Source organism: Gephyromycinifex aptenodytis, assembly GCF_012277275.1.
Taxonomy (GTDB): Bacteria; Actinomycetota; Actinomycetes; order Actinomycetales; family Dermatophilaceae; genus Gephyromycinifex; species Gephyromycinifex aptenodytis.
Map to the genome: position 1 here is coordinate 3,026,143 of NZ_CP051155.1, position 15,552 is coordinate 3,041,694.

Sequence of the window (15,552 nt, forward strand, 5' to 3'; positions counted from 1 at the left end):
ACGCACAATAGGTCGAGTGACCAGGTAGGGCCGGTGGCGATGAAGGAAGAAGGACAGTCGTGAGCAAGCTGCAGACGAGCGAGGTGGGGCAGGCCCCCTGGCCCAGCGTCAGCGTCGTCATGCCCGTGCTCAACGAGGAAAGGCACCTCCCGCAGGCGGTGCGACATGTCCTCGCCCAGGAGTACCCCGGCGAACTCGAAGTGGTGCTCGCCGTCGGCCCCGGGCGGGACCGAACCCGCGAGGTCGCAGCGGAACTGGCTGGCGCGGACACCCGCGTGCGGGTGGTGGACAACCCCAGTGGACGCACCCCCGACGCGTTGAACCGCGGGATCGCCGCGGCGCGCCACGAGATCGTCGTGCGGGTGGACGGGCACGCCGAACTCAACCCGGGCTACATCCGCACCGCCGTCACCGAACTGCAGCGCACCGGGGCCGACAACGTCGGCGGCATCATGGACGCCCAAGGCATCACCGACCTGGAGAAGGCCGTCGCAGCCGCCATGCGCAGTCCGCTTGGCGTCGGCAACGCCCGCTTTCACGTGGGAGGCGGCGCCGGCGAGGTGGACACCGTCTACCTGGGTGTCTTTCGACGTTCGACCCTGAACGCGGTCGGCGGCTACGACTCCCACTTCGCCCGCGCCCAGGACTGGGAACTCAACCACCGCATCCGATCCCGCGGCGGGCGGGTCTGGTTCACCCCCGCGCTGCGGGTCACCTACCGGCCCCGGGGCAGCCTGCGCGCCCTGGCGCAGCAGTACCTCAACTACGGCCGCTGGCGGCGGGTGGTGGCGGCGCGTCACGAGGGCACCATCAACCTGCGTTACCTGGCGCCGCCGACGATGGTGCTGGGTACCAGCGCCGCCACCCTGCTCGGCCTGGCAGGCCGGCGCACCCGGTTCGCACTGGTGGTGCCGGCCGGTTACGCCGCCGCGGTGAGCGTGGGCGGGCTGATGATCGGCAAGGGCGAATCGCTGCGCACCCGAGCGCTGCTGCCGGTAGTGCTGGCGACGATGCACTGGGCCTGGGGCATCGGGTTCCTGACCAGCCCGCGACGACTGCGCATCACCGATTCCCCTGCTGCGGCAGCGGGGCTGGAGGCAAGCGCTGCCCGGGACGCAGCCAACCTCGTCGATCCGTCAACCGCAGCCGACCCGGTGGCGGCGAAGGGGCACGCGCTGTGAGGATCCTCATGCTCGTGGCGACCAGCGTGGCCACTGATACTCGCGTGTTGCGCGAGGCCAGCACCCTGACCCAGGACGGGCACCAGGTGCACATCATCGGGCGCTCGGTGCCTGAAGATTTCGTGCCGCCGCACCCGGTGACCTGCTCGTCGGTGGGTACCTCCTCGGTCTTCCGACCCGAAGGGGGGCCGTCGTTGACCGGGCGGCGCCTGCCGCCCTACCTGCGCGCGGCCCGTTGGGTATTGCTGCCTCAACACCGCCAGTCCGCCTTCGGGCGCTGGGCGGCCGGTGCGGTGGAACAGGGCCGCAGCTACGACTACGACGTCGTGCACGCCCACGACTTCACCGCTTTGGAGGCCGGCGCTCAACTGGCCGACGAACGCGGCGTACCGCTGATCTACGACACCCACGAGCTGTGGTGCGGCAGACCCCGCGAGTACCGCCCGACGCCGCTGCTGGACCGGCGCGAACGGGAACGCGAAGGGAAGTTGGGCGCCAGGGCCGCCGCAGTCATCACCGTCGGCGAGGGCGTCGCGGGCGCGCTGCGCGCACGCTACGGGTGGAACCACATCGCCGTGATTCGCAACACTTTCCCGTTGGTGGCCGAGCAGGATCGCCCGCCGGTAGCCGCCGAGCCGGCCGCCCTGGTCTACGCCGGGAGGCTGGCCGCCTACCGGGAACTGGAGACCATCGCCGCCGCCAGCGAGCAGATCGCCCAGAACCCCGGGCTGGGAATCACCCTCAAAGGTCCGGCCGACCCGACCTGGCTCGCCGGGTTCGACCCGCACGCGGCCCGCATCGAGCAAGCTTGCCTACCGCCGGAGGTCGACGCGCACCTCGCCGCGGCCGGTCTGGTGTTGGTCACCCATTCCGACCGGTGGGAAAACCACCGCCTCGCCTTGCCCAACAAGCTTTTTCACGCAGTGCGGGTGGGGGTTCCGGTCGTGGCCACGGACGTGGGGGAACTGGGCGCCATCGTTCGGCGCTACCAGCTCGGCACGCTGTACCGGCCCGGTGATGCCGACTCCCTGGTCGAGGCCGTCCGCGCGGCCGTGGCAGACTATCCGGCGCTGCGAGAGCACGTCCTGGCAGCAGCACCCGAGTTGAGCTGGGAGAGAGACGGGGCACGCCTGCGTCAGGTGTACGCCACTCTCGCGGCGGGTGGGTAGCGTGGAACACGGCTATCAGCGCCCGTCCGGAATTGAACCGTTCGGAGACGACCCGCAACTGGGGGCCGCCCCGCACGCCACATCAAGGAGCGTTATGAGTGCAGGCGAGGTGATCCGGCCATGAGTACGGTCACGCCGCCCTCGGACGAGGCGCCGGTCTACCACCGGTATGAACCCCACAAGGCGGGACTGCCGCCGTTGGGGGTGTACTTCCGCGAGCTGTGGAGCAGGCGGGAGTTCGCCATCGAGTCCTCCAAGGCCGGGATGCGCGGCGCCAACAGCATGACCTTCTTCGGTCAGGCTTGGCTGGTCATCAACCCGCTGCTGCTGGCGTTCGTGTACTACCTGCTCATCAACGTGCTCAGCGGCAATGCGGGCAAAGGTTTCGACGCCCAGCGCTTCACCCACCTGACCTGCGGCTTGTTCGTCTTCTACTTCTTCCAAGGGGCGGTCAACTCTGGCGCCGCCTCCGTCGTGGGCGCCGGTAAGGTCATCCTCAACACCGCCATGCCGCGGCTACTGCTGCCCATCGCGGCCGTGCGCACCGGGTTCTTCCGGTACCTGCCGACCCTGCCGGTGTACCTCATCTTCCATGTGATCGCCGGCAACCCGTGGAACTTCAACACCTTCATCGTCGCCCCGATCTTCCTGTTCTTCTTGACGATGTTCGCCTCCGGGTTGGCTGCCATGTTCGCGGCGTTGCAGGTGTACTTCCGCGACACCTCCAGCTTCCTGCCCTACATCATGCGAATCTGGCTGTACTCCTCTCCCGTGCTGTGGACCATCGATCAGCTCGGCCACGAACGGCTACGCCAGTTCGCCGCCCTCAACCCGCTCTACTCGATCATCGGCGGCTACGGCCAAGCGCTGCAGACGGGCCAGACGCCGTCGCTGGACATCTGGCTGCTCGCCTTCGGGTGGTCGGCGGCCGCGCTCGTGCTGGGCTGCACCTACTTCATCAGCAGGGAGCGTGATTTCGCTGTCCGCCTCTGAGCCGAACCAGACACCGGAGAAGCCGGGCTTCCTCGTCGGCGGCGCCTTCTCGATGGGTTCGCGCCGCGACGCCCGCCGGGCCGCCGCCAACGCCGAGCCCAAACCCGAGCTGACCTTCATCGACAACTCCCAACGCACCGACCTGGCCGTCAGCGTGCAACACCTCTCGATCACCTACCGCACCACCTTCGAGCGGGTGCCCACCTTCAAGAACGCGATCGTGCGCGCCGGGCGAGGCGAACGAGCCCTGGTCGAGGTCGAAGCGGTCAAGGACGTCTCCTTCGACGTGCCCAACGGCACCTCGCTGGGCATCATCGGCGCCAACGGCGCCGGCAAATCGACGATCATGCGGGCGCTGGCCGGGATCTTGCCGCCCACCACCGGCCGGGTCGAAGTGTGGGGCCGCGCCAGCACGCTGCTGGCCCTCGGCGTCGGCTTCAACTCGATGCTGTCCGGGCGGGAGAACGTCATCCTCGGCGGGCTCGCCTCGGGCCTGACGCGCAAAGAGGTGGAGGAGCGCGCCGACGCGGTCGCCGAATGGGCCGAACTGGGCGACTACATCGACGCGCCGATGCGCACCTACTCCTCGGGTATGTTCAGCCGGCTCGCGTTCAGCGTCGCTGTGCACATGAAGCCCGACATCCTGATGATCGACGAAGCGCTCTCGGCCGGGGACGCGGCCTTCCGCGAGAAGGCCAACGCCAAGATGGATGAGTTGCGCGGTTCGGCCCGGGCGGTCTTCCTCGTCAGCCACGGCCTGTCCAGCATCCGCGACATGTGCAATGACTGCATCTGGCTGCACAAGGGCCAGGTGATGATGCACGGCAAACCCAACGACTGCATCGACGCCTACACCCAGTTCGTCAAGGTCGGGCGGACCCCGCGCACGATGGACGAGATGTAGCCATGACCAGCAGGCGCCCCGAACCCGTCGACGTCACCATCCTGACTTCGGGGCATGACGTCGCCGACGCCCGACTGCACCGCGAAGCGGCAGCGCTGATCGCGGCGGGGCTTCGCGTGGAGGTGCTCGGGCTCGGCGATGCAGCAGGCGCCCCGCCCGGAACCGAGGTCACCACCTGGCCGCGGGTCGGCGGCGCGGCCCGAGCCGGCCTTGCCACCCGGATGGCGGCGCGGGCTCGCGGGCGGGTGCTGTTCACCCTCGACCCGGATTCGGCGCTGGCCGCCCACGCCGTCGTGCTGGCTAGCGGCCGCGAACTCGTCGTCGACGTGCACGAGGACTACGCCGCACTGTTGGCCGACCGTGCCTGGACCAGCCGCGCGCACGGCCTGGCCGGGCGGGCCGCCGGTCAGCTCGTCAGCAGTTTCCAGCGGATCGCTGGGCGAGCCGCCCTGACCGTGGTCGCCGACGAACACGTCCCGCCGCTGCGAGCGCGACGCCGACTGGTCGTGCCAAACCTGCCCGACCCGGCGATGCTGCCCCAGCCAGGGGAACCAGCCGCGCGTCCGCTGGCTTTGTACGTGGGCGACCTGCGCGCCTCTCGCGGCCTGTTCGCCATGATCGAGGCTGTCGCGGCCGCACCGGACTGGCACCTGCAACTGGTCGGGCCGGTCGCTCCGGCCGATGAACCGCGACTTCGCGAACGACTGGAAACCGACCCCGACCTGGCTGCGCGGGTCGAACTGCGCGGGCGGCTCGCCCCGCGCCAAGCGTGGGAACAGGCAGCAAGCGCGTGGTGCGGTCTGCTGCTGCTGAGCGACACCCCGGCCTTCCGTGAAGCGCTGCCGAGCAAGGTGGGGGAGTACTTGGCGTGCGGGCTACCGGTGCTCACCACTGACCTGCCGCGCCAAGCTGCCCTGGTGCGCGAGGCGAACGCCGGAGTGGTGCTGCCTTGCGGTGAGGACGCCGCCGTCACAGAAGCCGTCGCCCGGCAACTGCAGGCCTGGGCGCAGGACCCGAGCTCGCTGCACGCGCTGCGACCGGCAGCGGCAGCGGCGGGGGCAACCGAGCAATCGCCCTACGCAGAGCTGGCCGCAGCGGTGGCCGACCTGCTCTGAACCGAGCCCGCGGAGTGGCACTCCCGGACACAACGCCCCCTGGGTGGGAGCATGTGGGGGAGCCTTCGGCACGACCCCTGCGACCCTGCCGGAGCGACCCGGCGATCTGAGGAGTACGGATGAGCGACACCACGGCCCGCGTGAGCGCGGCAGCCTCCAAGAAGGCCCGCGCGCTGGTGGGGCCGCAGTCCCCGCTGCGAGCTGCGATGCCCGAATCTGTTCGACGCCGCATCCCCGGCGCCCGCCGCAGGCTGCCCACTCGGATCGTGGCCGCCATCGACCAACTCTCCGGGCAGAACTCCTCAGTCTCCCGCTCCCTGCTCGCCGCCGCCGCCAAACGGCCCGAGGTGCCCTCCTCGCCGGTGCGGCTGTGGGTCGGGCCCGCGAACTTCGCCGGACAGGGCTGGTTGTGGGCGCACTCCGTGGAACGCCACGTCGAAGGGGTGCAGGCCAGGGCGATGGCCGTGCGCGGACCGCTGCGTTTCCGGGTCGACTACGAGGTCGACCCCGACGTGTACCGCCACATCGAATGGCAGCGCGCCCAGGAGGCCTACGTCACGGGCAACTACACCCACGCCCTCATCGAGGCCGAACGCCCGTTGTTCGGCCCGCTGTACGGGCGCACCTGCGAAGGTGAGATCGCCCGCCTGAAGGCCGCCGGCATGCAGGTGGCGCTCATCTCGCACGGCTCCGACCTGCGCATCCCCAGCAAGCACGTGGAGCTACACCCGAGCTCCCCCTTCCGGATCACCGGTGATGAGGAGGCCGACAAGGTCACCCGGGTGCTGCAGGCCCGCGCCGAGAAGAACGCGGCGATCCTGGCCGACTTCGCCGCAGCCGGCGGTCAGACCTTCGTCTCCACCCCCGACCTGCTCGACTACGCCCCGAACGCGACCTGGGTGCCGGGGGTTGTCGATTCCAACCTGTGGGCCTCGGACTGGCCGGTTATGGCCCGTCGGCGTCCCCGCGTCGTCCACGTGCCCAGCAACGGGCGCCTCAAGGGCAGCGAACTCGTCGACCCGATCTTGCGGCAGCTCGACGCCCAAGGCGTCATCGAATACCAGTCGCTGCGCCAACTGAGCCACCCCGAGATCCGCCGCTGCTACCAGGAAGCCGACATCGTCCTGGACCAGTTCGTCATGGGCCTGTACGGCGTCGCAGCCGTGGAAGCGCTGGCCGCCGGGCGGATCGTCATCGCCTACGTCGGGGACACCGTCCGGGCGCGGGTGCGTGAAGCCAGCGGGCTGGAGGTGCCGATCGTCGAGGCCACCCCCGAGACCGTCGCCGAAGTGATCCGCGACCTCGTGGAGAACCCGGAACGCGCTCGCGAGATCGCCGCGCGCGGGCCGGAGTTCGTACGGGCCCTACACGACGGGACGTTCAGCGCAAAGGTGCTCTCGGCCTTCACCGGTGGAGAGCTCGCCCGCACCAGCGAGGTCGAGCCGTGGTCGCCACCGCCGACGCTGCCGATGCGCCCCGAACCCGACCGAGACGCACCGATCCGGTTGTGGGTAGGACCGTCGAACTTCGCCGGACAAGGCCACGCCTGGGCCCAGGCCGCGCAAGCACATGTGGACGGGGTCAGTGCCCGCTCGATGGGAGTCCGGCGCCGGGAGCGGTTGCTGTTCCCCACCGACTACGAGATCGAACCGCACCCGTACAACCGGATGCCGGTGTGGTGCATGCGCCAGGAGCGCTACCTCATCGACTTGTACACCCACGTGCTCATCGAAGCGGCCCGCCCGGTCACCGGCCGGGTCCCGGCCGCGCGCTCCGAAGCCGAGGAAGACACGATGCGCGAGGCGGGTCTGCACCTGGCGCACATCGTGCACGGCACCGAGGTGCGCGTCCCGAGCATCCACCAGGAGACGACCCCGTGGTCGCCCTTCCACGACACCACCTGGGACCTCATTCCCACCTACGAGCAGAACGCCCGCGCCGTGGTGGCCCGGCTGCGCCGCTTCGACGGGCCGGTTTTCGTATCGACCCCAGACCTGCTGGACATGCTGCCTGATGCCACCTGGTGCCCGGTCGTCGTCGACCCGCAGAAGTGGGCGCTGGAGGGTCAGATCCTGCAGCGGGAACGCCCCGTGGTGGTGCACGCGCCGAGCAGCGGGCGCATCAAGGGATCGACACTGATCGACCCGTTGATGGAACGCCTGGACGCTGAAGGCGTCATCGAGTACCGACGGTTGCGGGACATGCTGCCCAGCCAGATGCCGCTGGCCTACCGCGACGCAGACATCGTGCTGGACCAGTTCGCGCTCGGAAGCTACGGCGTCGCCGCCTGTGAGGCGATGGCGGCCGGGCGGGTGGTGCTCGGGCACAACACCGATTCGGTGCGTGAGCGGGTGCAGACCGGAACCGGGATGGAGCTACCCATCGTGGAAGCCACCCCCGAGAGCATCGTGGAGGTGCTGCGCGGCTTGCTCGCTGACCGGGACGGGGCTCGCGCCCGCGCCGAGGCCGGGCGGCAGTTCGTGGCCCAGGTGCACGACGGCCGTCGCTCTGCCGACGCGCTGCGCGGGTTCCTCACCAGCTGAGGTTTCCACCAGCAATACCCGATCGACATCACCGCTGCGGCGGGGCCGAGGACATCGGCCCCGCCGCAGTGCTGTCTAAGCACCTTCCACTGAGAGGGGGCCGGCCGACAGGGCCGACGCGAGCGTGTCTGGGCGGCCGGAAAGACACTGCCGGAGCGTGCTGCGGGCGTGGCCGGGAACCCGCGTGCCGGGGGGCAGCACGGGCTGTGTCTGACGTGCGAAATCGGCGGCGCAGCTAGTGCGAGCGGGCGCGGTGCAACTGCCAGGCGCAGGTGAGGCAGGAGGCCAGCATCAGCCACCAGATCTGCTGAGCAAGCGCCGAACTGGCGGTGATCCCCAGCAGGACGTAGGCGGCCAGGTAACCCAGCAGTTCCGTCCCGAGGACGCGGCGCCGGGCCGGGAGGGCGCGCTGCGACGCAGGCTCGGCGGGCAGTTGCGGCGAACCAGCCACCGCAGTGGTCGGCAGCTCGTGCGCCAGCGGTACCCCGAATGCGGTATGCGCGGTGCTCACCCCGGCACCCACGACCGAGGAGGTCAGGGCCTCGCTCGCCAGGACAGCCTTGGTGGCGGCGCCGCTTTGGGTGTGGACCATAGCGGCGATCGGATCCGGCTCGTTGGGCGAACCCTCTGCGCTGGAAACAACAACAGTCCGCGCTGCACGCCAGGCCAGCGCCAGCAGCAACGCCGCCAACGGGAGGAACACGATGACCCCGTATTGGCTGAGCAACTCCACGAAGGCATTGTGCAGGTTGGTGTCCACATCGATTCCGGAGTTCGGGTCGTTCCACAGGATCGGCTCGAAGGAGCCAGCTCCGGTGCCCAACCAGTGCGAGTCACGCAGGTAGCCCAGCGCTGTCGTGATGAGGTTGATCCGCAGCGAATCCGAGCGGATCGTCTCTTCGGCGAAGGCGTCGGTGAGCATCGTGCGAAGCGGGTTGCGCACGGCTAGTGCCGGAACGGTGAAGGTAGTCACGACCACGGCGGCAGCTGCAGCCAGCACACCCACGGTTGCGCCTCGGCGCGCGTTCAGCCGCGACCGCAGTACCGATACCGGGGAGGATCCCTGCGCGGCGTCGGTGAGCCGACGGTAGGCCTCCAGCGCGAACACGACGAACAACCCGAGCAAGCCCGCCCGGCTCTCGGTGAAGGCCACCAACACCACCGCGACCGCGCCCGACACGACGGCCAGCAGCTTCAGACCCGTCTGGCGCGTCGAAGCGAAGGTGGCCAGCGCAGCCACCAGCATCCCGATGAGAGCCACGCTGAAGTTGTTCGGATTGATGAAGGTGGCTGCCGGCACCGTCCCTGGCCCGAACGGCCAGGGTTTGGCCGCCGTCACCCACAGATGCTGGCGGGTGAGGATCTCCCAGATCCCGATCACGCAGGTGGCGCCCATGCCGAGCAGCCACCCAGCACGCAACGCCCACACCCCGGACTGGCTACCCCGGCAGGCCACGACGACGAAGGTGGAGACAATGGCGCACGCGAAGAGCGCGCGCAGCTCTAAGGCGCCCAGAGCCGGATCCGGACTGATGCGCAGCGCGAAACCGGACCACGACGCCAGAACCGCCCAAAACGCGAAGAACAGCACCCCCTCCAGGCAGCGCCACAGCCCGCTACGCCACAGCAGCGCCAGCGCCAGCACCCCCAGGCCGTAGTAGATGGGCCACAGGATCTCGGCACGCGCGAGCGGGATGGTGACCAATCCCCCTAAGGGGATCGTCGCCACCAGCGCAGCCAGTGCCATCAACCCGGCTCGACGCGCCGACCGCGAAGCGGAGGATGAGCGAATTTCCATGGGCTGCACAACGAGTGAGCCTAACCGGTGCGTGTGCCCAGATGCTGGAGCCGCCGCTGTGGTGCGGCAGCGGGGTATGCCCAGCCCCGGCCTTTAGGATGCCAGCGTGCCTACTCGCGTGCTGATGATGGTCGCCAATGACATCCGCCATGACACCCGTGTCCTGAAGACCGCCCTCGCGCTCGCCGACGGCGGGCTCGAGGTGACGATCCTCGGCTACGGCTCGGCCGGGCGGCGGGAGGAGAGCCGGCTCGGCCCAGTCCGCATCCTGCGGGTGCCCGTCTCGTGGCGGCTACGCGATCAGCGGCGCCGAACCGAGACCGCGCGGCGGCAACGACACCTCACCTTCGGGCCGGACCCGGCCCAGAAGCGACTCATCGAGTTGCGCGCGAACGTGCGCGCCAAGGAAGCCGCGGAGCTCGGGGGCCGGGACCGCCAGGTGCGCGCCCGGATGGCTCAGGTCTCCAAAGAGGTAGCGCGGGTGCGTCACGCCGTCGATTGGCGCGTGGGCAAGAAGGAATTGCAATGGCGGGCCGACCTGGCCGACTGGATCTCCCAGCAGAGCTTCGCGGCCAGTTGGCGCACGATCCTGCCGGAGATGGATGACTACGAGTTGGCTTTCGCGCCGGTCATCGATTCGATGGAGTGGGACATCATCCACGCCCACGATGTGCATGTGGTCGGCATCGCCAGCCGTGCGGTGGCGCGCCGGCGCGCTAAGGGCAAGCAGGCGCGCTGGGTGTACGACGCGCATGAGTTCGTCGCCGGTCTCTCGCTCTACCCCCCGCGCACCAAACGCAAAGTTGCGGCCTACCTGGACCTGGAGCAGGAGTACGTGCGCACCGCAGACGCGGTGGTGACTGTCACCGAACCGCTGGCTGAAGAACTGCAGCGTCGGTACGAGCTACCCGCCACTCCGACAGTGGTGATGAACTCCCCGGTGCTGGGGGAAGGTACTCGCCAGGTCGAGGTTGGGATCCGGGCGGCCTGCGGATTGGCTGATGAGGTCCCGTTGCTCGTCTACAGCGGCGGGGTGACCCACGCCCGCGGCATCGACACGGCCGTGGAGGCGCTGCCGTCCCTGCCGGGGGTGCACCTGGCCGTGGTGTGCGTGCCGCACCGCAAGGTCATGACGGCCAACACCCTGGCCGCCCGCGCCGAAGAGCTCGGGGTCGGCGACCGGTTGCACCTGCTGGACCCGGTGCGCCCCGACGAGGTCACCTCCTTCGTCGCCTCCGCCGATGTGGGCATCATCCCGTTGCGCCACTTCGGCAGCCACGAGTTCGCCCTGGCCAACAAGCTTTTCGAGTACCTCTACGCCGGGCTGCCCTGCCTGGTCTCGGACTGCAAAGCCCAGGCGGAGTTCGTGCGCCAGCACGACGTCGGCGCCGTTCACGTCGCCGCCGACCCGCAGTCCTTCGCCGAGGCCGCCACCCAGGTGCTGGCCCGGGCGGGGCAGATCCGCGAGGGCATCCGGGCCAACCCGGAACTGCTCATCCCGTTCGCCTGGGAGCGCCAAGAGGAGGCCCTGCGCGGCCTGTACCGCCGACTGTTGGGAGATGACGCCGTCCTCGAACCGGCGCGCTCCTCCACGCTGGAGGGCCTGTCGGAACACCCGGCTCACCGCGACGACCGGCCCTCCGTGATCGGCATCGGCCCAGCCAACATGGCCGGTCAGGCCTGGGCGTGGGCCAAAGCCGCCGAAGACAACATCCCCGGTGTCGACACCGAAGTTGTCGTGGTCAACCGGGGCGGGCCGCTGCAGTACCCGGCCGATGAGATCGTCCCGCCCGGCACCTACCGCACCAGCGCCCGCTGGGCCCAAGCGTTCGAGGCCCGCGCCCTGGACAACTGGACTCACGCGCTCCTAGAAGCCGGGCGTCCGCTGTTCGGATTGCGTCACGGTAAGGACTTCGTCGGTGACGCTGATGTGCTCACCGCCGTCGGTATCCGGGTCGGGCTGCTCCTGCACGGCTCCGAGGCGCGCGACCCCGCCCGGCACGCCACGACATCACCCTGGTCGCCCTTCGGTGACCCCGAAGAGGAGCTCACCGAACGGCTGCAGCGCCAGCGGGATGCCCTCATGCCCAAGATCGAACAGTTCCAGGAGAACGGGGGGCCGGTCTTCGTCTCCACCCCGGACCTGCTCGACGACGTCCCCGGCGCCATCCTGCTGCCGGTCGTCGTGGACATCCAGCGGTGGGCGCCGCCGAGCGAGCACATCCTGGAACGTGAAGTGCCGGTGGTGCTGCACGCCCCCAGCCGCGCCTCCCTGAAGGGCACCACCCTCATCGAGGCCGCGGTGGAACCGCTGGTGCAGGAAGGGCTGATCGACTTCCGCCATATCGAAGGGGTCGCGCCGAGCGAGATGCCCGGGTTCCTGCACGAGGCCGACATCCTCATCGACCAGGCCACCTTGGGCATCTACGGGGTGGCGGCCTGTGAGGCGATGGCCGCCGGGCGCGTCGTCGTCAGCCACGTCAGCCAGGTGGTGCGGGAACGCGCCGCCGCGCTGGCTGGGGAGCCGCTGCCGATCGTGCAGGCGGCCCCGGATGAGATGGAGTCGGTGCTGCGCCGCCTCGTGGCCGATCGGGAGCAGGGCCGTGCGGCAGCCCAGGCAGGACAGCGTTTCGTGCGCACTCTGCACGACGGGCGTTACTCGGCCAGTGTGCTGGCCGAGCACTTCGCCGTGCACGGCTGACCGGCCGCGCCCCGAGCGTTACGCGAACGGCCCCTACCGATGCGGATCGGTAGGGGCCAGTCCGTCCTCAGGGGGGCTCAGCCCTTCTCGGCGCGCCGATCAGCGATGACGCGCGCGGCGGCAGGTAGGCCGACGATCACGTCCGGGCCGGGTACCTGCTGGGCCAACACCCACGCCGCGCGCTGCGAGCGGTAATCCAACGGCACGACGACATCGGCTTCAGCGAAGACCCGCTTGGCGTGCCGGGAGCGAGCCGCGGCAGCCGCGAACTGCGCCGAGACGCCGTCGCTGGCCAGTCGGGCCGCGACCTGGACCGGCATCGCGTTGCTGCTCTTCAACTCACGGCGCAGTTTGGACTGCGCACGCTTACCCAGCAGCCGGGCCTTGTTCACCCGCCACTTGGCGGCCTGCCGCAGTCGAGCGGGGTGGTAGACCGGCATGGCGGCGGTGCGGTTGCGTTGTCTGCGGGCCAACACCGCCTCATCGAACTCCTCGTCGCCCAGGAAATCCTCGCCATCGAGGACGAGGAACTCCTCGACCGGGTCGACCGGCTTGTCCGGTTCCTCTGGCGAGGTCGGGCTGCCTTCGGCCGAAGGCAGCGCGGCCGCCTCAGTGCTCTCGGCCTCGACGCTTTCTTCGGCAGCCTCCTCGGGGCGGCCGGTGGCCTTCTCGTCGGCGTTCTGCTCGGTGAGCTGGGTCGCCAATTCCTCTTCAGCCAGGCCTGGTTCGCGCGGAGAGGCCGTCTCCTGGGGGACCTGTTCGGCGAGACGAATCTCCGAAAGGCTCACCTCGGAGTCGTCGAAGAGCCCGAACGCGGTCCGGCAGCGGCGCGGTTCGGAGCGCAACGGGCGCAGCTTGGGGCCGAAGACGAGGTGCTCGGTGATCGGCAGCGGTTCGCGCGGGACGTTCCACGACAGCATGCTCACCGTGTCCTGCGGCTCCAAGGCCAACTTGGCGCGCCACATGTCAATGGCGCCGCGGTGAGTGCCGCGACCGGTGTCCATGAAGACGATCTTCACGAGGTGGCTCCTTGGGTCGGTGCGTTCGCCCCGGTCAACCCGTCGCGCAAAGCCTGCACGCGGGGCGCGAGCTGAATGTCACGGGAGTAACGCAGCGAGAATTCGCGGCAGGCCTCGCGGGTCGCCTGGTCAGCGTTGCGGGCCGCGTCGCCGGCAGCCTGCAGGGCGACCGCGATGGATTCCGGCTCCAGGTCGGCGACCGGGAACCACAGCGGGTAGTCGCGCAGCACGTCGGTGGCGGCGTTGTTCGGGTCATGCACCGCAACGATCGGTAGGGCGCTGGCGGTGTACTCGAAGACCTTGCCGCTGGTGACGTACAAGCCGGTACCGAGGATGAGCAGAGCCACGTCGAAGGTGCCGTAACGCATCTTCACTTCGGTTTTGGGCACCGGGCCCTCATAGGAGAGCCCGTCTTGTGCGTAGTCGTCCAGCAGTCGCAACAGCACCGGGCTGGGGGTGGAGTAGAACCCCAGGTAACCCCACAGCTGGGCGCGGGCGGCCTCCAGACTTCCGCCCCGGGAACGGGCCAGTCGCCATCCTTCGGCGAACGGCTCCAGCGGGACCTTGGGGGAGGCGGTGCCGATGTAGCCGAAGGTCAACGGTCGGTACTCCGGGGGCGCCTGCAGCTGCGGGTCCGGGGCGAACTCCGGGTCGTAACCGTTGGCGACGACGTGCATCCGCTCGGCTAGGTGCGGGTGACGCTTGGCGTGCCAGGCGCGGATCGGCTCGTTGACGAACCACACCTCCCGGGAGCGGTTGAGCAGGTCCCGTTCCAGCAGATCTTCGCGCCCGCCTTCCTCATGCAGCAGGTCGCCGTCGAAGACGTTGAGCATCCAGGCGTCGCGATAGTCCATCACGTAGGGCACGCCGAATTCGCGGTTGAGGACGTCGGCGGCCATGAAGTCGACGTTGGGGTTGGCGGTGGCCACCGTCAGATCGACTGGGTTGCGGGCGTGGATCTCCCGCGCGGCCTGCTCCAGGGGGCGCCGCCACGGGCCATAGTTGCGCTCCGGGAAGTCTTTTACGTCGCTCTTGGCCAGTTGCTTGCGCCAGAGTCGGGGAGCCAGCGCTCGGGTCGCAGACCATTTGCGTACATCGGTCTCCATCGCCGGCCAGGCGAAGGGGATCCGCACGATCTCCACAGCCGGGTCGACCTGCTCCTCCAGGGAGTAGTCGGCGCCGGTGAACTTGATGAACGTCTCACGAGTCGCGGTCAGCACCGTGACCCGGTAACCGGCCCGGGCGAACGCGTTCGCGGTGGCGAGCGCTCGATAGACGCCACCGCCTCGGGAAGGGGGAAAGCCCCAGGCGACATAGAGCACGTGTGGCGCACGTGTTGCGGTGGGGCTCACGGATCCTCCTGCTGGCGCTCAAGCGCCTCGTGTCGGACAGCTTCCTGCAGATTAACGCAGCCGACCTGCTCAGTCGGGTGACGTCGCCGCAGCGTGGACGCCTATCGTTATGCCGATCCAGGGGATTGCCGCAACGGTGCCCCGTCGCATGGAAAGGCACACCGTGACCGTACGAATCCAGCCCAGCGCCGACGTCTCGGATCAGGCCGAAATCGGTGACGGCAGTTCCGTCTGGCACCTTGCCCAGGTGCGCGAGCAGGCAGTGCTCGGCCAGAACTGCATTATCGGCCGGGGCGCATACGTGGGCACCGGAGTTCGAATGGGCGACAACTGCAAGCTGCAGAACTATGCCCTCGTCTACGAGCCTGCGGTACTGGAGGACGGCGTGTTCGTCGGACCGGCCGCAGTCTTCACCAACGACCACTATCCGCGTTCCATCAGCCCCGATGGCTCCCTCAAACGGGGCGACGATTGGGAGGCGGTAGGGGTCACCTGCCGCACCGGCAGCTCCATCGGGGCACGCGCCGTATGCGTGGCGCCGGTCACGATCGGTCAGTGGGCCCTGGTGGCCGCCGGGTCCGTCGTCATCGCCGACGTGCCGGACTACGCGCTGGTGGCCGGAGTGCCCGCTAAGCGGGTGCGCTGGGTGGGGCGCGCCGGGGTGCCGCTGGAGGATGCCGGGGAAGGCCGCTGGCGCTGCCCGCAGACCCAGGAGATGTACATCCAGGACGGTGAGCGGCTTCGGCTCCAGGAGAACTGAGCGCAACGACGGAGCCG

Annotated in this window: 11 protein-coding genes; 8 read left to right on the forward strand and 3 right to left on the reverse strand. The window is 69.4% G+C overall.

The window, feature by feature from the left end; all coding sequences use genetic code 11:
* Positions 1 to 59 precede the first annotated feature (59 nt).
* The 6 genes from G9V96_RS13025 (at position 60) to G9V96_RS13050 (ending at position 7,905) form a co-directional block, all read left to right on the forward strand.
* Positions 60 to 1,181, forward strand: coding sequence for a glycosyltransferase family 2 protein (locus G9V96_RS13025; RefSeq protein WP_226913319.1), 1,122 nt, complete (start codon positions 60 to 62; stop codon positions 1,179 to 1,181).
* A complete protein-coding gene (locus G9V96_RS13030; RefSeq protein WP_168583413.1) occupies positions 1,178 to 2,350 on the forward strand; it encodes a glycosyltransferase in 1,173 nt (390 codons plus the stop codon). The genes G9V96_RS13025 and G9V96_RS13030 overlap by 4 nt, the downstream gene beginning before the upstream one ends.
* A gap of 120 nt (positions 2,351 to 2,470) precedes the next feature.
* A complete protein-coding gene (locus G9V96_RS13035) occupies positions 2,471 to 3,343 on the forward strand; it encodes an ABC transporter permease (RefSeq protein WP_168583414.1) in 873 nt (290 codons plus the stop codon).
* On the forward strand, positions 3,321 to 4,247 hold the full coding sequence (locus G9V96_RS13040) for an ABC transporter ATP-binding protein (protein ID WP_210424412.1): 927 nt from the start codon (positions 3,321 to 3,323) through the stop codon (positions 4,245 to 4,247). The genes G9V96_RS13035 and G9V96_RS13040 overlap by 23 nt, the downstream gene beginning before the upstream one ends.
* A gap of 2 nt (positions 4,248 to 4,249) precedes the next feature.
* Positions 4,250 to 5,362: a glycosyltransferase gene (locus tag G9V96_RS13045; protein WP_168583415.1), complete on the forward strand. Its 1,113-nt coding sequence runs from the start codon at positions 4,250 to 4,252 to the stop codon at positions 5,360 to 5,362.
* A 119-nt stretch (positions 5,363 to 5,481) separates the two neighbouring features.
* Positions 5,482 to 7,905: a glycosyltransferase gene (locus tag G9V96_RS13050; protein WP_168583416.1), complete on the forward strand. Its 2,424-nt coding sequence runs from the start codon at positions 5,482 to 5,484 to the stop codon at positions 7,903 to 7,905.
* 235 nt (positions 7,906 to 8,140) lie between these two features.
* Here G9V96_RS13050 and G9V96_RS13055 read toward each other — a convergent pair whose 3' ends face one another.
* Entirely contained in the window at positions 8,141 to 9,703 is a 1,563-nt protein-coding gene (locus G9V96_RS13055; RefSeq protein ID WP_168583417.1) for an O-antigen ligase family protein, read from the reverse strand.
* 106 nt (positions 9,704 to 9,809) lie between these two features.
* Between G9V96_RS13055 and G9V96_RS13060 the strand changes: the two genes are divergently transcribed.
* The gene (locus tag G9V96_RS13060) at positions 9,810 to 12,404 is read left to right on the forward strand and encodes a glycosyltransferase family 4 protein (RefSeq protein WP_226913320.1); all 2,595 of its coding nucleotides are present in this window, start codon (positions 9,810 to 9,812) and stop codon (positions 12,402 to 12,404) included.
* A gap of 77 nt (positions 12,405 to 12,481) precedes the next feature.
* On the opposite strand, the gene G9V96_RS13065 is transcribed toward G9V96_RS13060, so the two are convergent.
* Both G9V96_RS13065 and G9V96_RS13070 read right to left on the reverse strand, forming a co-directional pair.
* A complete protein-coding gene (locus tag G9V96_RS13065) occupies positions 12,482 to 13,423 on the reverse strand; it encodes a hypothetical protein (RefSeq protein WP_168583418.1) in 942 nt (313 codons plus the stop codon).
* Positions 13,420 to 14,775 carry a glycosyltransferase gene (locus G9V96_RS13070; protein ID WP_210424413.1) on the reverse strand — a complete coding sequence of 452 codons (1,356 nt, stop codon included), beginning with the start codon at positions 14,773 to 14,775 and terminating at the stop codon, positions 13,420 to 13,422. The genes G9V96_RS13065 and G9V96_RS13070 overlap by 4 nt, the downstream gene beginning before the upstream one ends.
* 163 nt (positions 14,776 to 14,938) lie before the next feature.
* Between G9V96_RS13070 and G9V96_RS13075 the strand changes: the two genes are divergently transcribed.
* Positions 14,939 to 15,535 (forward strand): acyltransferase, encoded by a 597-nt coding sequence (locus G9V96_RS13075; protein ID WP_168583419.1) that lies wholly within the window; start codon positions 14,939 to 14,941, stop codon positions 15,533 to 15,535.
* Positions 15,536 to 15,552: the final 17 nt, after the last annotated feature.